Below are 25,296 nucleotides of genomic sequence, written 5' to 3' on the forward strand. Positions count from 1 at the left end.
GTGCGGTAACGTATTTAGCTGACTGATACTAATAGGTCGAGGGCTTGACCAAATAAAAGTTGCAAATACATTAATAATTGTATGCAATTTTGAAAGAACAATAATCTTTCAAAGGAAACTCACTCAACAGAGTTGAGGAGTACAAGATTTCAGCCAAATCATAGATTTGGGAAATCAAAGTATCTCGTGATGATGGCATAGAGGTAACACTCCTTCCCATTCCGAACAGGACAGTTAAGGTCTATTACGCCGATGGTACTGCATGGGAGACCGTGTGGAAGAGTAGGAAGTTGCGAGGTAAGATGGCTCGATAGCTCAGTCGGTAGAGCAGAGGACTGAAAATCCTCGTGTCACTGGTTCGATTCCAGTTCGAGCCACCATATATGGCGCTATAGCCAAGTGGTAAGGCAGAGGTCTGCAAAACCTTTATTCCCCAGTTCAAATCTGGGTGGCGCCTCCAATAAGAACTTGAATAATAATTCAAGTTCTTTTTTGTATAAAATATTTCTTAATATTAAGAATAATAGAATTAGAAATTTATATAAAAATAAAAAGATATGTTTTAATTAAACATATCTTTTTTGTATAAAACAAATGCTACAATAGCACATATTCCAAGGGTCATTCCCATTACTATGTAAAATGAATGTTCATTTTGAGAAAATGGAAGATAACTTATATTCATTCCGTAAATACCACTCATAATTGTTGGAATAGCCATAAGTATGGTTACTGAAGCTAAGACTTTCATAACTATATTTAAGTTGTTGGATATTACGGAAGCGAAGAAATCCATAGTACTTGCTAAGATATTACTATAAATTTCAGTCATTTCTATAGCTTGTTTATTTTCTATAATAACATCTTCTAAAACATCTTTATCTTCTTCATATTTCTGCATTAATTCTAATTTTAACATTTTTTCTAACGTTATTTCATTGGCTTTTAAAGAAGTTGAAAAATACACGAGAGATTTTTCTAATGAATGAAGCTGAATAAGTTCCCTATTCTTCATTGATTTATGAAGTCTTTTTTCTATCATTAAACTTTTTTTATCAATTTGCCTTAAATATAATAAATAGTATGTTGATATTCTATTTAAAATTTGTAATGTAAATCTTGATTTTTTAAATGTATAGAATGACTTAACTTTTTCATTGGCGAAGTCTGTCAGTACTTTACTATTTTTAAGACATACTGTTATAAGTTGCTTTTCCGTATGTATTATTGCTAGTGGATAAGTATCATAAGTTAGTGAATTATCTTCCATTTCAGTAAAAGGAATATCTACGATAACTAATAAACAATCATCTTCCATATCAATACGGGAAGTTTCTTCATCATCAAGAGCAGATTTAAGAAAATCTAAAGATACTCCAGTTTTTTTTGAAATAAGTATTAATTCTTCATCTGAGGGGGCAACTATATTAATCCAAGAACCATTTTCTATAGTATCAATTGTTTTCAAATTTGAATTTAATTCACTTTCACTCTTATATATTTGAATCAATTTGAACACCTCCTTAATAAGTCCAATTATAATTATACTATTATTGAGGTTTTTGTAAACAAATTATAAATATATAAAATCAAGCCTACATTATAACATATGTGTAGGCTTAATTAATTATAGATTATTTATTTTATAGCATTATAGAATTCAATTTTTATTTCATTAAGTAACTTTTCGTTCTCCATTAAATCAATTGCAGTAGAACATAATGCTTTTGCTGCAATATGACATTGGCTTAGTCCAAATTCTGATATTGTTGCTTTAGCAAATTCTTTACTTCCATATTTTATAGAACTGTTATTTTCAATTATAGAAATATAGGGATGTATGCATGGAACCTTATGACTTACATCTCCAAGACTTAAACCAGCATAAATATCTTTAGGAGGATTTATATTTATAATGCCATGTTCTTTTAAGTTATGACTAAATAATCTATTTAAAGTACGGTTTGTTATTAATTCTTTATTTGGACATTCATATAAGAAGAACTTGCTTGAAATTCCTGTTAGATCACATACTGTTAAGATAATTTTTCTTATTGTACTATCACCATATTCAGCAAGTTTTGTATTACCAGCTCTTATATAAAATTTGATTTCAGCTTCTGATGGTAATAACAGAGGTGTATATCCTCCATTAGATATAACTGAATTTATATCTAAATTCTCAGGGAATCCTTTTTTTAAAGAATTTAATATATTAAAAGATAGTAGAGCAGCATCTAATGAATTGTATGTATTTTTATTTAAAAAGCTTAAGCCGTTCGTACCAAAAAATTTTACGCCTACTGGAATTATAGCTGAAGATGATCCACTTTCACATGTTGAAGTATCAGGATGGGCAACCATTACAACGTCTATATCATCAAATATTTCTTGCTTTACCATAGTACTTTTTGTTCCACCTAAATATTCTCCAGGACATCCTATTATAATAACAGAACCATTAAGATTACCTTTATCTATTAAATTTCCTAAACCAATTGCAGCCTCAACAGATATAGATGTAACCATATTGTGACCAGTAATATGGCCATAATCTTCTATTGCATCGTATTCACATAGATAACATATCTTTGGATGACCATTGCCTTTCTGAGCAATAAAGGAGTTTTCTATTCCAAGAATATTTTTTTCTATATTAAAATTATATTTTTCTAGAAGATTACAGATATATTTTGAAGATTTATACTCATTATAGCTTATTTCAGGATTTTCATATAAATAAGTACATAATTCCTTTATATCTTGTTCACATGTAGATAAAAATGAAATGGTTTCTTGTTTCATAAGTTACACTGCCTCCTTTAAAGACTCTATATTTTATTATTGTAACCTGATTATTAAAAAATTATTTTTACGAAAGATTGAATTAACAATTATCTATTGGTCAATAATCTTTAATGTAGTCAAGTTAATAATAAAATAGAATACTTTTAGTTGAGATTTAAGGGGGAATTATTATGGAAAATTTAAATAAATCATGTTTTTTCTGTGGAGATACTAATTGTGATGGTATAATAATAAATGGAGAAATGATTTGTAGACAATGTGAAGAAAAGATTGTAAATACAAATACTTCTGATAAGAATTATGATATGTACAAAGATAAAATTAAAATAATATTATTTGATGAGAATATGTAAGTAATTAAAGATAAGTTTTTTGTATATATTGATATAAATATTATATGAAATAGTGAGGTATGTATGAAAAAAGGTTTATTTGTAGTTTTTGAAGGTGGAGAAGGAACTGGAAAAACTACTGCTATAGATTCAATATACGAATGGATAAAAGAACAAGGAATTGAATGTGTAAAAACAAGAGAACCTGGTGGAATAAAGATAGCAGAAGAAATAAGACAAGTTATTCTTAATAAAGATAACACTGCCATGGATGGTAGAACAGAAGCGTTATTGTATGCAGCTGCTAGAAGACAGCATCTTATTGAGAAGGTTATACCTGCATTAGAAAGAGGAGCTGTTGTGCTTTGTGATAGATTTGTAGATTCATCATTAGCTTATCAAGGTTATGCTAGAAATTTAGGAATAGAGGAAGTTATGAGTATAAATAAATTTGCTATAGATGAATATATGCCAGATATATCTATATTATTTGATCTTGACCCTAGAGTAGGTCTTGAAAGAATAAGTATAAATAAGAATAGAGAAGTAAATAGATTAGATTTAGAGAAAATTGATTTTCATGAAAAAGTAAGAGAAGGTTATAATACTGTTTATAATGCTAATAAAGACAGAATAGTTAAAATAAATGCAGAAAAGTCTAAAGAAGAGGTTTTAGTTGATATAGAAAACATATTAGCACCTATATTAGAAAAAAAATATAGTAATTAATAATAAAGATTTTATATTCAAATACAAATAGTGTTTATATAAGAAAATATAATTTAAATATTTGATTAAATAAATATAAAAAAAGTGAAAGTATTTGTACATGGAGTTAACTTAGTTATAAAAATATAGTATCTAAGGAGAGATATATATTGAATATGATACTTGGACATAAAAATATACGTGATGGAATAGACAAGAGAGAGAAGAATAATTCATTTTCTCATGCAAATCTTATTATTGGATGTGATGGAATAGGAAAAAGTGTATTGGCTAAATATATAGCTAATAAAATTATAAAACCAAGAGATGGAGTAGAGAGTGTTGATATCGTAAGATATTATCCTAAAGCATCGTCTTTTGGTGTAGATGATGTTAGAAATATAATAGAAGAAGTTAATAAAAAACCATATGAAGGGGATAAGAAAATACTAATTTTATATAAATGTGATAAAATGACTGTTCAAGCTCAGAATGCTCTTTTAAAGACTATTGAAGAACCACCAGATGGTGTATATTTAATTTTGTTAAGTGATTCTTTAGAAAATATACTTGATACTATTCAATCAAGATGTCAGGTGTATAAGTTAACACCATTATCTAAAGAGGAAATACTTGAATACATAGATTTAAAGTATCCAGAAATTAGTGAGCAGGATAAGCAGGCAGTAATTGCATATTGTATAGGAATTCCAGGGAAGATAGATAGATTCTTAGGAGATGAAGGATTAAGGAACTTAAGAGCAATATGCACTGATTTGTTTGAAGACATAATAAATAGGAGCAGTAATATAGTAATTAAATATCAGGAATTATTAAAAAACTTACAGGATGAAAAAACAGAATTTTTAGATATACTTATATTATTTATAAGAGATATTATGATATTTAAGGAACTAAATAAAATTGATTTAATTATAAATGTAGATAAGGCTGACAAAATAAAACAAATATCAAGGGGTATAACTTATAAAAAGCTGAATAGTATGTTAGAATACATAGAAGAAGCAAGAACAAATTTTAACAGTAACACAAATTATTCAATGACTATAAGTGTGCTACTTATGGGATTTGCGGAGGTATAGTTAATGATAAAGGTTATAGGAGTAAGATTTAAGAAAGCAGGTAAGATATATTATTTTAGCCCTGCAGATTTAAATATAGAAAAAGGTAATTATGTAATAGTTGAAACAGCAAGAGGAATAGAATTCGGTGAATGTGTCGTTGGAATAAAAGAAATAAAGGAAGAAGAAATTGTATCAACGCTAAAAAGTGTTATAAGAATTGCTGATGAAAAAGATATTAACAAGCATAAGGAAAATAAGGATAAAGAGAAAAAAGCTTTAGATATATGCTTAAAAAAGATACAAGAACATAAACTTGATATGAAGTTAATTGATGTAGAGTATACATTCGATAATAATAAAGTTATATTTTATTTTACAGCAGATGGAAGAGTTGACTTTAGAGAATTAGTAAAGGATCTTGCTACAATATTTAAAACAAGAATAGAATTAAGACAAATAGGTGTAAGAGATGAAGCAAAAATGATAGGGGGCCTTGGGCCATGTGGAAGACCAATGTGTTGTTCAACATTCCTTGGAGACTTTGCATCAGTGTCAATTAAGATGGCTAAAGAGCAAAACCTTTCATTAAATCCAACTAAGATATCAGGTATATGCGGAAGACTTATGTGTTGCTTAAATTATGAACAAAACACATATGAAGATATAAGAAAAAGATTGCCTAAAGTTGGAGCAATTGTTAAGACAGAAGAAGGAACTGGTCCTGTTGTTGGCAATTCAATAGTTAAAGAATTAGTTAAGGTAAAACTTAAAAAAGGCGATGAAGAAGTAGTTGAAGAATTTAAAATTACTGATATTGAGCTTGTATCAGGTGAGTATGAAGACAGCATAGAAGATACTAATATAAAGTTAATTGCTGAATCAGAAGAAGATAAAAAGCTTATAAAAAATCTTATTAATGAAAAATAGGAGGCTTTCTAATGAAGTCAGTAATAAAAATCATTAATATGAAGTCACAAAGAGATGCATCTGCTATACAAGATGCTGTAATTAACAGCGAAGGTATTATAGCAATACAAACTTCTATAAAGAAGAATGAGATAACTGTTATATATAATGATATGTACATCAGTTTAGAAAAAATAATAGATATAATAGAAGATTTAGGGTATATTACAATTTGATGATTGTTTGGTAATATATAATCCAAAAATAAAAAGATATGTATTATAAAGTGCTTTAAAAACATTAGGATACATGTTAAAATGTAAGAGGTTAATACTACAATTTATTAGGAGGTGTGTTAAATGGCTTTTGTTATTAATGATTCATGTGTTAGTTGTGGAGCATGTGCTGGAGAATGTCCAGTTGGCGCTATAAGCCAAGGAGATACTCAATTCGTTATAGATGCAGATTCTTGTATCGAATGTGGAAACTGTGCAAATGTTTGCCCAGTTGGAGCTCCTAACCAAGAATAATAATAAAAAGAGATTGTCGTAATTGACGATCTCTTTTCTTATATAGAAGGTGGCTTTAATAATATAGTTTTCATTAATGAATCATCACTTATATTATTGATATTTAATAAATTAGAGTTTATTTTTTCAATTACAGGCATGTGAATCAAGAAGTTTTTGCAGTCATCTAAATTCATTTTAAGAGTATTAGTTTTATAGTGCATAGGTATTATCAGCTTTGGCTGTATAAATGAGCATAAATCATATGCTTCATTGCCATTTAAGGTGAAATGCCCTCCAATTGGAATAAATAAAACGTCTATATTTTTTAGCTTATCTAAAATGTAATCAGGTGGAATGTGTCCTAAATCACCAAGATGGCATATATAAACATTATCGAATTTTAATAAAAATATTATATTTGAACCTCTCTTAAGACCATTACAATTATCATGAAAAGTTTTTATTCCAACAATATTTAAATAGTTTAAATTAAAAGCTCCAATTGAATTGATTATTTTAGTTTTATAATTTAAAATATTCAAATATGAATTAGTTAAGTGTGAGTGACTCATGGTTACAATATCGCATTTGGGAAAATCAGTTTTATAGCCTAATGAATTATCAAAAGGGTCCATAAGTATTCTTTTACCATTAGATGTTTTTATAAGGAAACAAGAATGTCCATACCAAATAATTTGCATTAAAAAATAACCTCCAGATAGAATAATTAATAATGAGTAATATATAAATATTAAAAAAAGATATAATAATATTGATTAGTGATTCTAAAGTATATTTTTACACATAAATATAAAAATACTCGTATATTTAAGAAAATAAAGAAACTGTTTGAAATACAAAAAAATAGTAGTATAATATTATAAAGTCAAAGTAAGTCAAAAACAAATATTTAGATTAGAGTTTAAGTGGGTGAGGTTATGGCAAGACTTTCAGATGTAATAGAAGATTTTATTAAACAGATGTTTATTGATAATGAAGAAAATGTGATTTTTATACAAAGAAATGAACTGGCAGATCATTTTGGATGTGCTCCTTCACAAATAAATTATGTACTTACAACAAGATTTACCTATGAAAAAGGTTATCTTATAGAGAGTAAAAGAGGTGGAGGCGGCCACATAGCTATAAAACAGATTGATCATGATAGTTCTAGCAAAAGAGAAGAACTTATAAGTGAAAGTATCGGAAATACAATAACATATCATAATGCAAGTGCATTATTAGATCATTTACAAGAATCAGAAATTATTAATCCAAGAGAATGTGAAATAATGAAGATGGCTGTGAATGACAGGAGTCTGGTTTCATCTAATGATAAGAATAAAGTGAGAGCAGATATTTTAAAAGGCATGATTATGATAATTTTATCTTAAGGATGGGGATATTTATGTTATGTGAAAAATGTAAAAAAAACGAAGCAAAAATTAATTTAGTTAAAGTAGTTAATGGAGAAAAACAGCAAATATGGTTATGTGAAGAGTGTGCAAAGAATATATCAAGCATACCATTCCTTAAACCAATCGGTGAAGGAGCAGGTTTTCCATTTCAGGAAATGATAAATGGATTAATATCAAGTGTTGAAGATATAGCAAAAAAAGAAGAAAAACTTGTTTGTAGCAAATGTGGAATGACATTTGAAGAAGCTAAAAAAACAAATAGTCTAGGATGTCAGGAATGTTACAGAATATTTAGAAATATAATTAATGATAAAATTAAAGACTCTCAAGCTGGAGCTAAGCATGTAGGTAGAATTCCTAAGATTGGTGGAAAAGAACTACTTCAACGTAATAAATTGAAGAGTTTAAAACAACAATTGCAGATATTGATTAAAGAAGAAGAATATGAAAAAGCAGCTATAGTGAGGGATGAAATAAAAGAAATAGAACTTTGTATTATTGAGAGTAACATAAAAGATAATGAAACAGGGATAGAAGGGGAAAAGTATAATGAAAAATTGGATTTTTAATGAGGTAAATAATGATGATATTGTCTTAAATAGCAGGGTGAGGCTTGCTAGAAATATTCAAGAAATGCAGTTCCCTGAAAAAATGAATTTTATAGAAAGCAGAAAAAATGGGAAAATGGTTTATAATGCTTTAAAATCTCAACTTCAGGAGAATGATATAGTTCTTTATGATATGTGGAATGAAGATCAAGATACATTTAATAAATACGTTGAAGAGTATTTAATTAGTAGTGAGCTTGTTAAAAATGCAAATAAAGGGTCTTTTATATTAAATAAAGATGAAACAGTAAGTATTATGATTAATGAAAATGATCATATAAAAATACAATGTATAAATTCTGGATTTAATTTAAATGAAACATTGAAATATGCAATAGCAATAGATGATAAGATAGAAAATACTATTAGTTATGCGTTTGATGAACAGCTAGGATATCTTACTTCCAATATAAGTGATGTAGGAACTGGATTAAAAGCATCAGTAATGATACATCTTCCAGCTCTTACTATGAATAAAGAAATAAAAACTATTATAAAAGATTTTAAGAATGCAGGAATAGATATTAATGGAGTATATGTAGAGAATGATAATATAGTAGGAAATTTGTATGTAATATCTAATACGATTACTCTTGGACTTACAGAAGAGGAGATTATAAATAGGCTAAAAGAAGCAGTTATTAATATAATAAAGGAAGAAAAGAAATATAGAGAAGTTCTTATTAGCAAATGTAGATATGAAATAGAAGATAAAATATTTAGAGCGCTTGGAGTGCTAAAATCAGCAATTCTTTTAGACCATAAAGAAATGTTAGAATGTTTATCTATGGTAAGGCTTGGAACTGAGTTATCATTATTAGATATAGATAAGCGTAAACTAAATAAATTATTAGTAAGTTCTAGTGATATTAGTATTCAAAATAAATTTGATATACCATTGAGTAAACAAGAAATTAAGCATCAAAGGGCAAGACATGTGCAGGAAATATTATCTTAAGTAGGATTGTGAGGGTTAGAAGAAATGGAATATAATAAATTGACAGAACGTGCACAGGTAGTAATACTTGAAGCAGAAAATGAGTCTGAAAAATTTAAACATGGATATGTGGGAACTGAACACATGCTTCTTGGATTATTAAAAGAAGATGGATATTCTGCTGGATTATTAAAAAAGTATGGAATTGAAATTGACAATATAAGAGAAATGCTAAAGAGATATCTAGGATATGGGGATGTTATAAAGACAGGAGATGATGTCCTATTAACACCTAGAACTAAGCGATTATTAGATGAGAGTTTTACAGAGGCTAAGAAAATGAATCATAGATTTGTAAGCCCTGAACATATATTATTAGCATTGATAAGTCAAGAAGAAGGAATGGCTTATACTATTTTAAAAAGCTTGAAGTTTAATTTTTCAAGTGTAGAAGAGGAGCTTAGGGCTTTCTTAACTGGAAATTATGAAGATAAATCAAGTGATTCAGATGATAAGATTAATACAAAGAAAAAGAATACACCTATGCTTGATAAGTATGGTAGAGATTTAACTGAACAAGCAAGAGAAGGTAAACTTGACCCTGTAATAGGAAGAAATTCTGAAAATCAAAGATTATTAGAAATTTTATGCAGGAGAACAAAGAATAATCCATGTTTAATTGGAGAACCTGGTGTAGGAAAAACAGCAGTTGTAGAAGGATTGGCTCAAAAAATTATTGAAGGAAATATTCCAGGAATATTAAAAAATAAAAGGATAGTTTCTTTAGATCTTACTTCAATGGTTGCAGGTGCAAAGTATAGAGGAGAATTTGAAGATAGATTAAAGAAAGCTATGGAAGAAATTCAAGAAGATAAAAATGTTATTGTATTTATTGATGAAATTCATACTATAATTGGAGCTGGTGGAGCTGAAGGTGCTATAGATGCATCTAATATATTAAAACCTGCATTAGCTAGAGGTGAGATTCAATGTATTGGTGCTACAACTATAGATGAGTATAGAAAGCATATAGAAAAAGATGCTGCATTAGAAAGAAGATTTCAACCAGTTACAGTAGGAGAACCTACTAAAGAAGAAACTTTACAAATATTGAAAGGGCTTAGAGATAAATATGAAGCTCATCATAGAGTAAAGATAACTGATGAGGCATTAGAAGCAGCTGTAAATTTATCTGATAGATATATAAATGATAGATTTATGCCAGATAAAGCTATAGATTTGATAGATGAAGGTGCAGCAAAAGTAAGAATAGAAAGCTTGACTACGCCACCAGATTTAAAAGAACTAGAAGATAAGATTGCTTCTTTGGATAAGGAAAAAGAAGATGCAATAATGATTCAAGATTTTGAAAAAGCTGCGTATTTAAGAGATAAAGAAAAAGAAGTAAAGAACCATCTTGAAGACATGAAGAAAGATTGGTCAAATAGAACATCAGATAAAACTTTGATATTAGATGAAGAAAAAATAGCAAGTGTAGTTTCATTATGGACTAATATTCCAATTGAAAAATTAACTGAATCTGAAAGTGAAAGATTACTTAATTTGGAAAATATACTTCATAAAAGAGTAATTGGACAAAATGAAGCAGTAAAATCAATAGCTAGAGCAGTAAGAAGAGCAAGAGTTGGTATAAAAGATCCAAGAAGACCTATTGGAAGCTTTATATTCCTTGGACCAACAGGTGTAGGAAAAACTGAACTTTCAAAAGCATTGGCAGAAGCTATGTTTGGTAATGAAAATAGTATAATAAGGGTTGATATGTCTGAATATATGGAAAGTCATTCTGTAGCAAAATTAATTGGAGCACCTCCAGGATATATAGGCCATGATGATGGAGGACAATTAACAGAGGCAGTAAGAAGAAAACCATATTCAATTGTTCTTTTGGATGAAATAGAAAAAGCTCATCCAGATATATTTAATATACTTCTTCAGATTATGGAAGATGGAAGACTTACTGATGGAAAAGGAAAAGTTGTAAACTTTAAGAATACAATAATAATAATGACATCTAATGTTGGAGCACATGAAATCAAGAAGCAAAGCTCTATTGGATTTACTTCTAAAGTTAATGAAGAGTCTGAATATGAAAAAATGAAGGATAATGTATTAAAAGAACTTAAAAAGAAATTTAAACCTGAATTTTTAAATAGAATAGATGATACTATAGTATTCCATAAGCTTACAGATGAAGATTTAGATAAGATAATGGATTTAATGCTTAAATCAGTAAAAGAAAGATTAGAAAATAGAGAAATTTATTTAAACTTTGAAGATGATAGTAAGAAGTTCTTATTAAATAAAGGCATTGATATTAATAATGGAGCAAGACCATTAAGAAGAATAATTATTAAAGAAGTTGAAGATAGATTAAGTGAAGAAATTTTACAAGGAAATATTCAAATTGGGGATAAAGTAAAAGTAAGCGAACTAGAAAATAAGCTTGTATTTAGTAGATTAAGTTAATTAGAAAGGATTGAAGGTGATTTTATATATTTCACTTTCACTCCTTTTTATGTTATTTATTAAATATAATAATTAATGGAATATTTATATTAAATAGAAATGATTCTACACAAAAATAAATAATAGTGATAAAATCAGAAAAAACATCATTATTTAGGAGAAAAGAAGATATGAGTAAAGAAATTAAAGAATTAGATTTAATAATAATTGGTGGAGGCCCTGCTGGATTAACTGCAGCAATATATGCAGGAAGAGCTAACTTAAATACATTACTATTAGAAAATAATACATTAGGAGGACAGGTCAGAAACAGCTATATTGTTGAAAATTATCCTGGATTTAAATCTATACAAGGAAGTGAATTAGCTGATTTATTTCAAAGTCAAGCAGAGGAATTTGGTGCTGTTATAGATGAATTTGATTTAATACAAAAAGTATATTTATCTGATGATGAAAAAATTATTGAAACTGAATCGTATATATATAAACCTAAAGCTGTAATAATAGCTACAGGTGCTCAACCAAAGAAGTTACCTATTCCGCAAGAAAGTAAGTTTAATGGACGTGGTATTCATTATTGTGCTGTATGTGATGGTGCAATGTATAATGGTAAAAAAATAGGTGTAGTTGGTGGGGGGAATTCTGCATTAGAAGAAGCAGTATTCTTAACTAAATTTGCAGAGAAAGTATACTTAATAAGACGTTATGACTACTTTAATGCAGAAAAAATGCTTATGGAAGAAGTTCTTAACAATCCTAAGATTGAAATATTATTTAATAAGCATTTAGTAGAGGCTAAGGGAAATGAATTCTTAGAATCTGTGGTGATAGAAGATACAAAAACAGGTGAAAAGAGTGAATTAGAATTATCAGCTATCTTTGGATATGTAGGAACTGAGCCTAAGACAGATGAATTAAAGGAATTTATAAATTTAACTGAAAATGGTTATATAATTACAAATGAAGACATGGAAACTAATGTGAAAGGTGTCTATGCAGCTGGAGATGTAAGAAATAAGAAGTATAGACAGATTACAACTGCTGTTTCAGATGGAACTATATCACTTTTAAATGCTGAAAAATTTATAACAGAATATAAAAAAAATTAATTATATAAATTATAAAGAGCTGAACTTAAATATATATGTAATATGTAACTTAAGTTCAGCTCTTTATTAGTATAAAATTATTTTATGGATTATTTACCTAAAGCTTTTAATATAGCAGGTTTATCAAATCCTACTATTATATTCCCGTCAATATCTAAAACTGGAACTCCCATTTGACGAGATTTTTTAATCATTTCTTCTCTTGCTTCCATATCATCTTGAACATTTAATTCTGTATATTCAAGGTTTTGAGATTGTAAAAATTTCTTAGCTTTGTCACACCAAGGACAAGAATCTGTAGTATAAACTTTAATCATAAATACTTATCAATCGTGCTATATGATTTTATATAGTATTGATTGATTCCTCCTCTCGTTTTTAACATTTAATTATCAGTTAAAAAGCTTTCTTGGATAATTCCGAAAATATTTTTTAACTGATAATTATTATTAAGTAAATTATAGAATATATTTTACCTTTTATCAATATGTTAATTTATATATTATTTTATAATTTGAGAGTTATCAAGATTTGAATTTAAAATTAGATTATTAAATTGACCTTGACTGCATGTGTCAGATGATAAATTAGTTAAATTGTGTTGAGTTAAATCATGTAATATGTTTGATTTTGGATCAGGGATATTATCAATATAAGACTTATCTACCATAAATTATCGCTCCTATAAGTTTATTTATGGATAGTTTTTGCAATAATTGCTTTATTTATGCTAAAAATTTAAATATATTTTCAGCAATAAATTACAGCTTAATTAAAAAAGAATGATTATGATATAATTAATATAGGCAATACTTTGAATATAAAAACGGATTATTACTAAGGGAGATAGTTAATGAAGAGAAAAACATTATATAGATGTTCTAATTGTGGATTTGAGAGTATAAAATGGTTAGGAAAATGTCCTGATTGTAACAGCTGGAATACATTAGAGGAAGAAGTTGTAGATGTAGTGAAAACTAAATCTGCAAAAGTCAGAGAAGCTTCTAGGAAACCAGTAAGAAAGCTTATGGATGTTGTATCAAATAAAAGTGATAGGATAACTACTGGAATAAATGAATTTGATAGAGTTATGGGTGGAGGAATAGTTAAGGATTCTATAACTATTATTACTGCTAGACCTGGTGCTGGTAAATCTACTTTATTACTTCAAATTTCTAATGCAGTTGCCAAGAAGGGACTTAAGGTTATATATGCTTCTGGTGAGGAAAGTGATAGTCAAATTAAAAATAGAGCAGATAGAATTTTAGATAAAATAAATGAAAATATTTGGGTTATTCAAGAAACTAGTATGGATAACGTATTGGATTCGGTAGAGGAAATAGATCCAGATTTACTTATAATAGATAGTATTCAGACATTTACTATGGAGGCATTTCTTCCAGCAAGAGCTGGTTCGCCTACTCAGACTATGGAATGTGCTAATGCTTTGCTTCAAGTAGCAAAGAATGAAAAGAGACCAAGAGCTGTTATTATTGTGGGCCAGATGACTAAAAATGATGAGCTTGCTGGTCTTAGAGCATTAGAACATTTAGTTGATACAGTATTAATAATAGAAGATGATAATGATGAAGAATTAAGAGTTCTTGTAAGTTCGAAAAATAGATTTGGTGGAATTGAAAATGGATTTTTTCAAATGTGTGAAGAGGGAATATTATCTATAGATAATCCATCAGAGTTTTTTATGACAAAAAGAGAAGAGGGTGAAATAGTATCTGGAAGTGCTCTTACTGTTATAAAGGAGGGTACAAGAGCTATAATAACAGAAATAGAAAGTCTTGTATCAAAGAGCTTTACACCATATCCAACTCGTATAGGTGAAACTTTAGGAAAAGATAAGCTAAATACACTTATATCAATATTAGAACAAAGAGGTGGAATTGGCTTATACGATAAAAATGTTATAATTAAAACTACTGGAGGAATAAAGATAAGAGAGCAAGGAATTAATCTTGCAGTAATTATGAGTATTGTTTCCTCAGTAAAGCAGCAGGGAATAGAATCAACAATTGCTTTTATTGCAGATGTGGGACTTACAGGAGAACTTAAAAAAGTTCCATCACTAGAAAGTAGAATAAAAGAACTTGCTAGAATGGGATTTAAACGTGTATACGTTGCAAAAGAATCTTTTGTAAAAAAACCAAATATAAAAGGAATAGAAATAATAGAATTAAAAACACTAAATGATGTAATAAGAAATGTTTATAACAGATAGTAAAATATTGGTATTATATTATTTTGTTAATACTATAAATTAAGAATAATCAAATTTACTAAATATCATTGAGAGATTAAGTCTATTATAGTATTATAGTTTTTGGAGTTTACATTTTAAGAATATTAATGCAGATGAAGATTTGCATGTTTAATTATATAAAAATTACTATAATTAATTTTGAGAAGAGGGATGAGTGTATGAGATTAGAAAAGGGTATAGGAATAAAAGATGTCTTAAAGATAATGTGCCCAGGCACTCAACTAAGAGAAGGTATAGATAATATATTAAGAGCAAAAACTGGAGGATTAATAGTAATCGGAGATGACGAGGATGTAATGGAAATTGTCGACGGTGGATTTTACATAAATTCTGAATATACACCATCTTATGTTTATGAACTAGCTAAAATGGATGGAGCTATAGTAATAACAGAGGATTTAAAAAGAATAGTATGTGCAAATACTCAATTAATCCCAGACTCTTCAATACCAACTTATGAAACTGGTACAAGACATAGAACTGCTCATAGAGTGGCAAAGCAGACAAATAATCTAGTGATAGCTATATCTCAAAGAAGAAATATCATAACTATGTATAAAGGTGATATTAAATATGTTTTAAGAGAAAGTAGTGTTATTCTTGGAAAAGCCAATCAGGCAATACAGACTTTAGAAAAATATGTAGCAGTCTTAGAACGTAATATAAATAACTTAAACTTATTAGAATTTCAAGATTTAACGACTCTATTTGATGTGTCTAGTGCGGTTCAGAGGACTGAAATGGTTATGAGAATTGTAGAAGAAATTAATATGTATATTCTTGAATTAGGGAATGAAGGAAGACTTATTTCAATGCAGATGAATGAGCTTATAAAACATATTGAAAGAGATGGAATTTTACTAATAAGAGATTATTGTAAAGAAGGTTTGGATTATAATGAAGCTTATGAACATATACAAAAGCTTAATTCAACTGAGTTATTAGACTTAGATGCAATAGCAAGAACATTAGGCTTTGCAGGTATACCACTTATGGATACATTAATTTCTCCGAGAGGATATAGAATATTAAGTAAAGTTCCTAGAATACCAGCAAATGTAATAGAAAATTTAATAAAAGAATTTAAAGAGTTAAGTTATATAGTAGAAGCTGATATAGATGAACTTGACAAGGTTGATGGTATAGGAGAAGCAAGAGCGACAGCTATAAAGAACGGATTAAAGAGAATAAAAGAACAAGTGTTACTTAAAAAAGAAATTTAACAAGTAAAAAGGATGGTTAATTAATATGCCATCCTCTTTTGTTTTATCTTAAATTAAATTTGCCTAAAGTTTGGTTTTTATTATATTCCTGTAATAAAATATCATATAAATTTATATTTAATTGATTACATAAGGAAGTTAAGTAAAATAAATTAGTTCCTATTTCTTCTTCAATTACTTCGCGGCAGTCGTCGCAAAGTTTACCAGTAATATGAGGATTCAAATGTTTTTTTATATCATTTTCATTTGAATAATTCTCTTTAAGAGTTTTTTGCTTAGATGCATTTATTTGAATACATCCACAATTAGTGACCGCTTTTGCAACGGATCTATTTATTCTAGAAGAGGATTCAGTATATTTTGTAAGAACATCTAATATACTTCTGTGTCGTATTAAGCAGTTATCCACACTATCTTGAAAATTATCAAATATAATATCCTTCATATTGTTCAGCTCCTTATCTTAAAAGATAATTTTTTATAAACATAAATTAGTAAATAAACAAAATAATTTAATCATTTTAAATATGTGTATATATTACACAAAAAAGAGTCAAATTCATAGGGGGACAATTTAATTAAACTTAATAATTTATTCATTTTAGATGAAACCAATGTATGTTATAATTAACAATATAGTGTAGTTCAATTGAAAAGGATTAAAATAAATGGAATATGTAAATAATTTAAGGGGAGGTGAAGTGTGTGTTAAAGAAGATTGTAAGAGGAATTTTTTCAGCAATTGGATTAATTGTTGGATATGTTATAGCACAATTACTACTTTTAATACCACAGATAGAAAATTTAAATTGTTTTAATACAACTTTTTCAAGAATTATATTTATTATTATAATATCTATTATTTTCGCACTTATTTTATATATTATTTCCCCAACAATATATAAGGCTATTTCAAATATAGTTGATTATATTGAAAAGAGCATGCAAAAGATGTCAATAACAGAAATAATTTATGGGGGAGCTGGAGCTATACTAGGGCTTATATTAATGACATTTATAGCTAAACCTATAAATGGAATCCATACTATATTTGGACCATTACTATTTACTTTACTAAATATTGTTGTGGCGATAATTGGTTGGGAAGTTTTTACCAAGAAAAAGGAAGATATAACAGGCTTGATTTTAAATATGAAAAAGCAACTTGTTAAAGAAAAGAAATTAAAAGATGTGCAAAAAGATGGAAAGGAAGAAAGAGGATTTACAGGTATACCAAAGGTTTTAGATACATCAGTAATTATAGATGGAAGAATTTTTGATATATGTGAAACTGGCTTCATTGAAGGACCACTTGTAATTCCTAACTTTGTATTAGATGAACTACGACATATATCAGACTCATCTGATGCCCTTAAGAGAAATAGGGGAAGAAGAGGACTAGATATATTAAATAAAATACAAAAAGAACTTACTATAGAAACTAAAATTGTAGATGATGATTTTCCTAAAATAGCAGAGGTAGATGCAAAATTATTAAAACTTGCGCAGAAATTAAATGGTAAGGTAATTACTAATGATTACAATCTAAATAAAGTTGCAGAATTTCAGGGGGTACCTGTTCTGAATATAAATGAATTGTCAAATGCTATAAAAACTGTTGTTTTACCAGGTGAAGAAATGGTTGTTGATATAGTAAAAGATGGTAAAGAGTCAAGCCAAGGAGTAGCATATCTAGATGATGGTACTATGATTGTAGTTGAAGGTGGAAAGAAATTTATCGGAACAACTAAAGCAGTAATAGTAACATCAGTATTACAGACTGCTGCAGGAAGAATGATTTTTGCAAAACCAAAAGATAATTAAAATAAGGAGCTTTTCTGTATGGTTAGTGTAATTGTATTAGCTGGAGGAAGAGGCAAGAGAATGGGTTCTGCTACAAGCAAGCAATATATTGATTTGAATGGCAGACCCATTCTTTATTATACTTTGAAAAAATTTATAGATAATAAATTTATAGATAAGATAATACTCGTTATTCCAGAAGATGAAATTGAATATTGTAAAAAAGAAGTTTTAGAAAAATATGATTTAAGAGTAGATGAAGTGGCATTTGGAGGAAAAGAACGACAGGATTCTGTATATAATGGATTAAAGAAGGCTGAAGGGTCTGATATTGTTTTAATACATGATGGTGCAAGGCCTTTTATATCTGATGAGATAATAGATAAAGGTATAAAGTATGCTGAAATATATAAAGCAGCAGCACCAGGGGTCATGCCGAAAGATACAATTAAAATTAAAGATAATAAGAATTTTTCCATAGATACTCCTCTTAGAAGCAGTCTTGTTGCAGTTCAGACGCCTCAAGTATTTGATTATAATATGATATGTGAATGTCATGAAAAAGTTAAAGAACAGAATATTCAAGTTACTGATGATACTATGGTTGCAGAGCTTTTTGGAAATAAAGTATATCTTTATGATGGAGAATATACAAATATAAAGATAACAACGCCTGAAGATTTGATATTGGCTCAATATTTAGTAAAGAATTAGAATAAGTTAGTTATATTGACAGTCAAATTTTAAAAAGTTATAATTAATTAAAATAAAATGAAGATTTTAGGCGATGATGAAGAATAGTAGAAGTCGACTTTAAGAGAAAAAGTCCCTAGGCTGTAAGACTTTTAACAGACTTTGAACCAGCTTTGGAGCTATAGAAAAACTATCGGTTTAATACCGTTATCATTATTAAGAGAACAAATTTAGGTGGTACCGCGATATAACTCGCCCTAATGTATATTAGGGGCGAGTTTTTTGTTTTTATATTTAATAATAAAATTTTTAGTAAAGATAATATTTATGATCAGAAGTATATATCATAAATAATTTATAAATACACATTTAGGAGGAATTAGAATCATGAAAATGTCTAATATGTTAATATCAACATTGAGAGAAGTACCAGCAGAAGCTGAAATAGATAGTCACAAATTAATGCTAAGATCGGGTATGATGAGAAAAATGGCAGCAGGAATATATAACTATATGCCACTTGGACTTAAAGTACTTAAAAAAGTAGAAGACATAGTAAGAGAAGAAATGGATGCTGCAGGAGCTCAAGAATTTTTAGCATCAGCTATGATACCAGCAGAATTATGGATGGAATCAGGAAGATGGGATGCATATGGAGCTGAAATGTTTAGACTAAAAGATAGAGGAAATAGAGATTTCTGTTTAGGGCCTACTCACGAAGAAGTATTTACTGATATTGCTAGAAATGAAATTAAATCATATAAGCAGTTACCATTAAATTTATATCAAATTCAAACAAAATATAGAGATGAACGTAGACCAAGATTTGGAATTATGAGATCAAGAGAATTCATAATGAAAGATGCATACAGTTTTGATAGAAATCAAGAAGGCTTAGATATAGCATTCAATAAAATGCACGATGCATATGTAAAAATCTTTAACAGATGTGGATTAGATGCAAAGCCTGTTCAAGCAGATTCTGGTGCTATTGGTGGAGCTAATTCAGCAGAATTTATGGTTAAATCAGAAGTTGGTGAAGATGATGTTGTATTCTGCGATTGCTGTAACTATGCAGCTAATATAGAAAAGGCTGCATGTACTCCAGAAAAAGAAGAAAAGCAAGATTTCTTAGAATTAAGAGAAGTTGAAACACCAAATGCAAAAACAATAGAAGAAGTTGCTGCTTTCTTTGGGAAAGATGCTAAGAAACTTGCAAAGACTATATTATTCAATGCAGATGGAAAAATTGTTGCTGTAATGGTTAGAGGCGATAGAGAAATTAATGAAGTTAAAGTTACTAATGCAATTGGTGAAGTAAACAGTCTAGAACTTGCAAGTAATGAAGAAGTTCAAAATGCTACAAATGCAGTAGTAGGATTTGCAGGGCCAATAGGAATAAAAGTGGATATACTATTAGTAGATGAAGAAGTTGCTAATATGTATAATTTTATAGTAGGAGCAAATAAGACTGGATACCACATAGATAATGTTAACTATGGAAGAGACTTTGAAGGAACAGTTGGAGATTTCAGAAACGTTACAGCTGGTGAAAAATGTCCAGATTGTGGTGGTACAGTTACAATAGCTAGAGGAACAGAAGTAGGTCATATATTCAAACTTGGAACTAAATACTCAGAAGCTATGAATGCTAACTTTATAGATGAAGATGGAAAAGAAAAGCCATTTGTAATGGGATGTTATGGTATAGGAGTTACAAGAACAATGGCGTCTATAATAGAACAACATCACGATGAAAATGGTATAATATGGCCATTAGCAGTTGCTCCATATCATGTATCTGTAATTCCTGTAAATGTTAAAGATGAAGAACAAGTAAGAGTTGCAAATGAATTATATGATGAATTAATTTCTATGGGAGTTGAAGCACTTCTAGATGATAGAAATGAAAGAGCAGGAGTTAAGTTTAAAGACTCTGAATTAATGGGAATACCAATGAGAGTTACTGTGGGTAAGAAAATTGGTGATGGAGAAGTAGAATTCAAACTTAGAGATGGCGAAATGGAAGTAGTTAAAATAAGTGATGTATGTAATATAGTTAAGGGTGAATTCGAAAAAAATAACGTAAAATTAAAATAGTGGAGGTAAAGTGATGAAGCTATATAACAGTTTAACTAGAAAAAAAGAAGAATTTGTACCAATTGTTCCTGGTGAAGTTAAAATGTATGCATGTGGTCCAACTGTATATAATTATTTTCACATTGGTAATGGTAGAACTTTTATAGTATTCGACACAATAAGAAGATACTTAGAGTATAGAGGGTATAAGGTTAAATTTGTTCAAAATTTTACAGATATAGATGATAAAATGATAAATAAGGCTAACCAAGAAGGTATAACAGTAAAAGAACTTGGAGATAGATTCATTGATGAATATTATCAAGATGCTGATGGTCTACAAATAGAAAGAGCTACTGTAAATCCAAGAGCAACAGAACATATGAAGGATATAATAAAGTTTGTAGAAGACTTGATAGAGGCTGGATATGCTTATGAAATAGATGGAGATGTATATTTCAGCACTAAAAAATTCAAGGATTATGGTAAATTATGTGGTCAAAACCTTGAAGACTTACAAGCTGGTGCTAGAATATCTGTTGACGAAAGAAAGAAAGACCCTATGGATTTTGCAGTATGGAAAAAGCAAAAACCAGGTGAACCAGCATGGGAAAGTCCTTGGGGATTAGGAAGACCAGGATGGCATATTGAATGCTCATGCATGGCAAGAGATTTATTAGGTGATACTATTGATATTCATGGTGGCGGAATGGATTTAAAATTCCCACATCACGAAAATGAAATAGCTCAAAGTGAAGCTGTGACAGGAAAGAAATTCGCTAATTATTGGGTTCATGCAGCATTTGTAAATGTTGATAATAAGAAAATGTCTAAATCAGAGAATAACTTTATAACTGCAAGAGATGCATTAAAGAAATATGATGCAGATGTTATAAGATTTTTAATGTTATCAGGACATTATAGAACACAAATTAATTTCAGCCAAGAATTATTAGATTCAGCAAAATCATCTGTTGAAAGATTATATAATTGTATAAATAATCTTGAAAATTTAGCTAATGAAGTTAAGAAAGAAAAAATGGATTCTGAAGAAGAAGCATATTTAAATTCATTAGGAAAATATAGAGAAAAATATATTGAAAAAATGGATGATGATTTTAATACTGCAGATGCTATATCAGTATTATTTGATTTAACTAAAGATATAAACAATAATATAAATATAAATTCTTCAAAGGAATTATGTGAAAAAGCAGAAGCATTAATTAGAGAACTTGGTGGTCCACTTGGAATTCTTCAAAAGAAAGAAGACAAAACACTTGAAGCAGAAATTCAAGAACTTATAGATAAGAGACAAGAAGCAAGAAAGAATAGAGATTTTGCTTTAGCAGATAAAATAAGAGATGACTTAAAGGCTAGAAATATAGTTCTAGAAGATACACCTCAAGGTGTTAGATGGAAAAAGGTTGATTAATTATAAAATAAGGGTTGCATAATTGCAACCCTTATTTAAAGGAGAATTATAATGTTAGATGATTTAAGAATAAGAGAATTTACAGAAACAGAAGCTAAGTTATTAAATCCGCTTCAATTAGCGCTGATTGGTGATGGGGTTTATGAAATTTTTATAAGAAACTATATATTAAGCAATAATACATCACTAAATGCTAATAAAATGCATATAAAAGCTATTGGTTATGTTAAAGCAAAAAGCCAATCTATTATAATGCATGAATTAGAGGAGTTGTTGAATGAAGACGAAATGTCTGTATTTAAAAGAGGAAGAAATGCAAAATCTCCAACAGTACCAAAGAATGCAGATGTAAGAGATTATAGAATGGCAACTGGATTTGAAGCTTTAGTTGGATATTTATACCTATCAGGGAATAAAGAAAGATTACAATTTGTGTTAAATAAAAGCATTGAGGTTATAAAGTAAAAGCATAATTGAAAGGAGGACCTATAATGCAAGGAAAAAAGATGAAACCAAATACTAAAGAAAATAAGGTTAAGAAAAATAATGGTCCAAAACAATCAGGAAAAACTAGAAATAGTAGAAATGAAGCCATAATAGAAGAAAGAGAAGATATTGTAATTGGAAGAAATGCTGTAATAGAAGCATTAAAAAATGATAGCAGAACTATAGAAACTCTTTATATATCTAATAATAAACTTGAAGGATCCATAAATACTATAGTTGGTATGGCTAAAGAAAAGAAAATATTAATTAAAGAAGTTGATAAAAGAAAATTGGATGGAATGTGTGATGGTGAAGCACATCAAGGTGTAATAGCCAAAGTAACACCATTTAAGTATTCAGAAGTATCAGATATATTAGATTTAGCAAAGGAAAGAGGAGAAGCACCTTTTATAGTTATACTTGATGAAGTTGAAGATCCTCACAACCTAGGATCTATAGCAAGAACTGCTGAACTTTTTGGTGTACACGGAATTATAATTCCAAAGAGAAGAAGTGCATCAGTAACGGCAACTGTTTATAAGTCTTCAGTAGGAGCAATAGAACATGTTAAGGTAGCTAAAGTTACAAATTTAAATGCTACAATAGACGCTTTAAAAGAAGAAGGAATATGGGTATATGGAGCTGATATAAGGGCAGAAGAATATAGTTACCAAGTGGATTATAGCGGACCTTGTGCACTTATTATCGGAAATGAAGGAAGAGGGATTTCAAAACTTACAGTTCAAAAATGTGATAAACTTATAAAAATACCTATGGTAGGAAAAATAAATTCATTAAATGCATCTGTAGCTGGCGGAATAATGATGTATGAAGTTTTAAAGGGTCGCTTAAAGTAAAGGGGTAGACAAGGTGAAGACTATTTTTGTTGATGGTTATAATGTAGTAAATAGTTGGCCAGATTTAAAACAAAAAAAGGACTTTAGTTTTGAAGCTGCGCGTCAATCTCTTATTGATAAGTTACATAATTATGCAGTATTCAATGAGTGTAAAATAATTCTTGTTTTTGATGCACATAAAGTACATGGAAGCATTGAAAAGAAAGAAGAAATAAGTAAGAACATATCAGTGGTTTTTACAAAAGATGGAGAAACAGCAGATAGTTATATTGAGAGAAAAGTAAATACCCTTGGAAGAAAGCATGAAATTGTAGTTGTTACATCTGATAATTTAGAACAGCAGACTGTATTTCAAAGAGGTGCTGTAAGGATGTCATCATTAGAATTTTATAATGAAGTAACTGAAGTTGAAAAGAAAATAAAAATTAAGACAGATGTGAATAAAAGAAGTCATAAGAATAGTATTGCGGATAATATAGATGAAGGTATAGTAGAAATTTTAGAGGCACTTAGACGTGGTAAGTAGTGGAAGTTGACTTATACTTTTTTACTGGGGTATAATTGTTTACATGATAATGCAGTTTAAAATAAGAAGAGAGTTGAGAGTGTATAGTTGGATGCGTATTTAGAATTTAAAGATAAACAAGATGAAGAAATAGTTATGGAAGCTAAAGCTGACAATAACAGAGCGCAGGAATACTTAATTTCAAAATACGAAAATTTCGTAAAAGCTAAAGCTAAATCATACTTTTTAATAGGGGCAGATAAAGAAGATATTTATCAAGAAGGAATGATAGGTCTATATAAAGCTATACGTGATTATAAACCTGAAAGGTCAACATCATTTAAAGCTTTCGCAGAACTATGTATAACAAGACAAATCATAACTGCAATAAAAACTGCTACTAGACAGAAACATATACCTTTAAATACTTATGTATCTTTAAACAAACCGATATATGAAGAAGAGTCTGAAAAGACATTGTTAGATGTTTTGACAGGATTAAAAGTTTCTGACCCAGAAGAGTTAATAATAAGCAAAGAGCAGATGCAATATATTGAAGAAAAGATTTCAAAAGTTTTATCAGGATTGGAACTTGAAGTTCTTAATTCGTATCTTGATGGTAAGTCATATCAGGAGATTGCATGTGATTTAGAAAGACATTCAAAATCAATAGATAATGCGCTTCAGAGAGTTAAGAGAAAATTGGAGAAATGCCTTAATATAAAGTGACAAATTATATTGACAAACAAAAAAAATAATAGTAAACTTTATAATTGGTATATCAAGGAACAGAAAGATTCTGAACGCTCACATAGCTCAGTTGGTAGAGCGTCACCTTGGTAAGGTGGAGGTCGTCGGTTCAATCCCGATTGTGAGCTCCAAATAAAATAATAAAAAAACACTAGGCAAGGTTTATTACAAAATTAAAGGAGGAATTTTCAATGGCAAAAGAAAAATTTGAAAGAAGTAAGCCACATGTTAACATTGGAACAATCGGTCACGTTGACCACGGTAAGACAACTTTAACAGC

At 28.9% G+C, this 25,296-nt stretch carries 28 protein-coding genes, 3 tRNA genes and 1 rRNA gene; 26 read left to right on the forward strand and 6 right to left on the reverse strand.

The window, feature by feature from the left end; translation table 11 throughout:
- Window positions 1-182 precede the first annotated feature (182 nt).
- The 3 genes from rrf to HF850_RS12825 all read left to right on the forward strand — a co-directional run bounded on the left by rrf (window position 183) and on the right by HF850_RS12825 (window position 460).
- Window positions 183-299: ribosomal RNA gene (rrf, locus tag HF850_RS12815) — 5S ribosomal RNA — on the forward strand.
- A 5-nt stretch (window positions 300-304) separates the two neighbouring features.
- Window positions 305-380 (forward strand) — tRNA-Phe (locus HF850_RS12820).
- A 5-nt stretch (window positions 381-385) separates the two neighbouring features.
- A tRNA-Cys gene (locus tag HF850_RS12825) sits at window positions 386-460 on the forward strand.
- A gap of 102 nt (window positions 461-562) precedes the next feature.
- On the opposite strand, the gene HF850_RS12830 is transcribed toward HF850_RS12825, so the two are convergent.
- Complete coding sequence (locus HF850_RS12830; RefSeq protein WP_169105837.1) at window positions 563-1,510, reverse strand: magnesium transporter CorA family protein; 948 nt, start codon at window positions 1,508-1,510, stop codon at window positions 563-565.
- A gap of 128 nt (window positions 1,511-1,638) precedes the next feature.
- Window positions 1,639-2,805 carry a M20 family peptidase gene (locus tag HF850_RS12835; RefSeq protein WP_169105838.1) on the reverse strand — a complete coding sequence of 389 codons (1,167 nt, stop codon included), beginning with the start codon at window positions 2,803-2,805 and terminating at the stop codon, window positions 1,639-1,641.
- Between the two features lie 173 nt (window positions 2,806-2,978).
- Between HF850_RS12835 and HF850_RS12840 the strand changes: the two genes are divergently transcribed.
- From HF850_RS12840 to HF850_RS12865, 6 genes are all read left to right on the forward strand, one after another.
- Window positions 2,979-3,161: a sigma factor G inhibitor Gin gene (locus HF850_RS12840; protein WP_169105839.1), complete on the forward strand. Its 183-nt coding sequence runs from the start codon at window positions 2,979-2,981 to the stop codon at window positions 3,159-3,161.
- A gap of 63 nt (window positions 3,162-3,224) precedes the next feature.
- Window positions 3,225-3,869 carry a dTMP kinase gene (tmk, locus tag HF850_RS12845; protein WP_169105840.1) on the forward strand — a complete coding sequence of 215 codons (645 nt, stop codon included), beginning with the start codon at window positions 3,225-3,227 and terminating at the stop codon, window positions 3,867-3,869.
- Between the two features lie 149 nt (window positions 3,870-4,018).
- A complete protein-coding gene (locus tag HF850_RS12850) occupies window positions 4,019-4,951 on the forward strand; it encodes a DNA polymerase III subunit delta' (protein ID WP_169105841.1) in 933 nt (310 codons plus the stop codon).
- Window positions 4,952-4,954: 3 nt separating this feature from the next.
- Window positions 4,955-5,860 carry a stage 0 sporulation family protein gene (locus HF850_RS12855; RefSeq protein ID WP_169105842.1) on the forward strand — a complete coding sequence of 302 codons (906 nt, stop codon included), beginning with the start codon at window positions 4,955-4,957 and terminating at the stop codon, window positions 5,858-5,860.
- Between the two features lie 11 nt (window positions 5,861-5,871).
- A complete protein-coding gene (locus HF850_RS12860; RefSeq protein WP_169105843.1) occupies window positions 5,872-6,075 on the forward strand; it encodes a heavy-metal-associated domain-containing protein in 204 nt (67 codons plus the stop codon).
- A gap of 123 nt (window positions 6,076-6,198) precedes the next feature.
- Complete coding sequence (locus HF850_RS12865; RefSeq protein WP_169105844.1) at window positions 6,199-6,369, forward strand: 4Fe-4S binding protein; 171 nt, start codon at window positions 6,199-6,201, stop codon at window positions 6,367-6,369.
- A 38-nt stretch (window positions 6,370-6,407) separates the two neighbouring features.
- Here HF850_RS12865 and HF850_RS12870 read toward each other — a convergent pair whose 3' ends face one another.
- The gene (locus tag HF850_RS12870) at window positions 6,408-7,052 is read right to left on the reverse strand and encodes an MBL fold metallo-hydrolase (protein WP_169105845.1); all 645 of its coding nucleotides are present in this window, start codon (window positions 7,050-7,052) and stop codon (window positions 6,408-6,410) included.
- A 237-nt stretch (window positions 7,053-7,289) separates the two neighbouring features.
- Here HF850_RS12870 and HF850_RS12875 point away from each other — a divergent pair, with 237 nt between their 5' ends.
- The 5 genes from HF850_RS12875 to trxB all read left to right on the forward strand — a co-directional run bounded on the left by HF850_RS12875 (window position 7,290) and on the right by trxB (window position 12,910).
- The gene (locus HF850_RS12875; protein WP_169105846.1) at window positions 7,290-7,745 is read left to right on the forward strand and encodes a CtsR family transcriptional regulator; all 456 of its coding nucleotides are present in this window, start codon (window positions 7,290-7,292) and stop codon (window positions 7,743-7,745) included.
- Between the two features lie 14 nt (window positions 7,746-7,759).
- Window positions 7,760-8,338, forward strand: a complete 579-nt coding sequence (locus HF850_RS12880) for a UvrB/UvrC motif-containing protein (RefSeq protein ID WP_169105847.1) — start codon at window positions 7,760-7,762, stop codon at window positions 8,336-8,338.
- Entirely contained in the window at window positions 8,319-9,335 is a 1,017-nt protein-coding gene (locus HF850_RS12885) for a protein arginine kinase (protein ID WP_169105848.1), read from the forward strand. The genes HF850_RS12880 and HF850_RS12885 overlap by 20 nt, the downstream gene beginning before the upstream one ends.
- 24 nt (window positions 9,336-9,359) lie before the next feature.
- Entirely contained in the window at window positions 9,360-11,801 is a 2,442-nt protein-coding gene (locus HF850_RS12890; protein ID WP_169105849.1) for an ATP-dependent Clp protease ATP-binding subunit, read from the forward strand.
- 128 nt (window positions 11,802-11,929) lie between these two features.
- Complete coding sequence (gene trxB / locus HF850_RS12895) at window positions 11,930-12,910, forward strand: thioredoxin-disulfide reductase (protein WP_347564436.1); 981 nt, start codon at window positions 11,930-11,932, stop codon at window positions 12,908-12,910.
- A gap of 89 nt (window positions 12,911-12,999) precedes the next feature.
- Here trxB and HF850_RS12900 read toward each other — a convergent pair whose 3' ends face one another.
- Both HF850_RS12900 and HF850_RS12905 read right to left on the reverse strand, forming a co-directional pair.
- Entirely contained in the window at window positions 13,000-13,227 is a 228-nt protein-coding gene (locus HF850_RS12900) for a glutaredoxin family protein (protein ID WP_169105851.1), read from the reverse strand.
- Window positions 13,228-13,412: 185 nt separating this feature from the next.
- On the reverse strand, window positions 13,413-13,580 hold the full coding sequence (locus tag HF850_RS12905; protein WP_169105852.1) for a hypothetical protein: 168 nt from the start codon (window positions 13,578-13,580) through the stop codon (window positions 13,413-13,415).
- 183 nt (window positions 13,581-13,763) lie between these two features.
- Here HF850_RS12905 and radA point away from each other — a divergent pair, with 183 nt between their 5' ends.
- Both radA and disA read left to right on the forward strand, forming a co-directional pair.
- Window positions 13,764-15,143 carry a DNA repair protein RadA gene (gene radA / locus HF850_RS12910; RefSeq protein WP_169105853.1) on the forward strand — a complete coding sequence of 460 codons (1,380 nt, stop codon included), beginning with the start codon at window positions 13,764-13,766 and terminating at the stop codon, window positions 15,141-15,143.
- Between the two features lie 200 nt (window positions 15,144-15,343).
- A complete protein-coding gene (gene disA / locus HF850_RS12915) occupies window positions 15,344-16,408 on the forward strand; it encodes a DNA integrity scanning diadenylate cyclase DisA (protein ID WP_169105854.1) in 1,065 nt (354 codons plus the stop codon).
- A gap of 43 nt (window positions 16,409-16,451) precedes the next feature.
- On the opposite strand, the gene HF850_RS12920 is transcribed toward disA, so the two are convergent.
- On the reverse strand, window positions 16,452-16,853 hold the full coding sequence (locus tag HF850_RS12920) for a DUF1573 domain-containing protein (RefSeq protein ID WP_169105855.1): 402 nt from the start codon (window positions 16,851-16,853) through the stop codon (window positions 16,452-16,454).
- A gap of 260 nt (window positions 16,854-17,113) precedes the next feature.
- On the opposite strand from HF850_RS12920, the gene HF850_RS12925 reads away from it, so the two are divergent.
- From HF850_RS12925 to HF850_RS12970, 10 genes are all read left to right on the forward strand, one after another.
- A complete protein-coding gene (locus HF850_RS12925; protein WP_169105856.1) occupies window positions 17,114-18,232 on the forward strand; it encodes a PIN/TRAM domain-containing protein in 1,119 nt (372 codons plus the stop codon).
- A gap of 18 nt (window positions 18,233-18,250) precedes the next feature.
- On the forward strand, window positions 18,251-18,925 hold the full coding sequence (gene ispD / locus HF850_RS12930; RefSeq protein WP_169105857.1) for a 2-C-methyl-D-erythritol 4-phosphate cytidylyltransferase: 675 nt from the start codon (window positions 18,251-18,253) through the stop codon (window positions 18,923-18,925).
- Between the two features lie 366 nt (window positions 18,926-19,291).
- Window positions 19,292-21,004: a proline--tRNA ligase gene (locus HF850_RS12935; RefSeq protein ID WP_169105858.1), complete on the forward strand. Its 1,713-nt coding sequence runs from the start codon at window positions 19,292-19,294 to the stop codon at window positions 21,002-21,004.
- Window positions 21,005-21,017: 13 nt separating this feature from the next.
- Window positions 21,018-22,418: a cysteine--tRNA ligase gene (gene cysS, locus HF850_RS12940; RefSeq protein WP_169105859.1), complete on the forward strand. Its 1,401-nt coding sequence runs from the start codon at window positions 21,018-21,020 to the stop codon at window positions 22,416-22,418.
- Window positions 22,419-22,469: 51 nt separating this feature from the next.
- Complete coding sequence (locus HF850_RS12945; protein WP_169105860.1) at window positions 22,470-22,883, forward strand: ribonuclease III domain-containing protein; 414 nt, start codon at window positions 22,470-22,472, stop codon at window positions 22,881-22,883.
- A gap of 26 nt (window positions 22,884-22,909) precedes the next feature.
- A complete protein-coding gene (gene rlmB, locus HF850_RS12950; RefSeq protein ID WP_243159494.1) occupies window positions 22,910-23,761 on the forward strand; it encodes a 23S rRNA (guanosine(2251)-2'-O)-methyltransferase RlmB in 852 nt (283 codons plus the stop codon).
- Window positions 23,762-23,774: 13 nt separating this feature from the next.
- Complete coding sequence (locus HF850_RS12955) at window positions 23,775-24,287, forward strand: NYN domain-containing protein (RefSeq protein ID WP_169105861.1); 513 nt, start codon at window positions 23,775-23,777, stop codon at window positions 24,285-24,287.
- Window positions 24,288-24,374: 87 nt separating this feature from the next.
- Window positions 24,375-24,995 carry an RNA polymerase sporulation sigma factor SigH gene (sigH, locus tag HF850_RS12960; RefSeq protein ID WP_169105862.1) on the forward strand — a complete coding sequence of 207 codons (621 nt, stop codon included), beginning with the start codon at window positions 24,375-24,377 and terminating at the stop codon, window positions 24,993-24,995.
- Between the two features lie 76 nt (window positions 24,996-25,071).
- A tRNA-Thr gene (locus tag HF850_RS12965) sits at window positions 25,072-25,147 on the forward strand.
- A gap of 60 nt (window positions 25,148-25,207) precedes the next feature.
- The coding region (locus HF850_RS12970; protein ID WP_202530955.1) for a GTP-binding protein at window positions 25,208-25,296 on the forward strand (89 nt) is incomplete at its 3' end.

The organism is Clostridium sp. SM-530-WT-3G (assembly GCF_012843905.1).
Lineage (GTDB): Bacteria > Bacillota > Clostridia > Clostridiales > Clostridiaceae > Clostridium.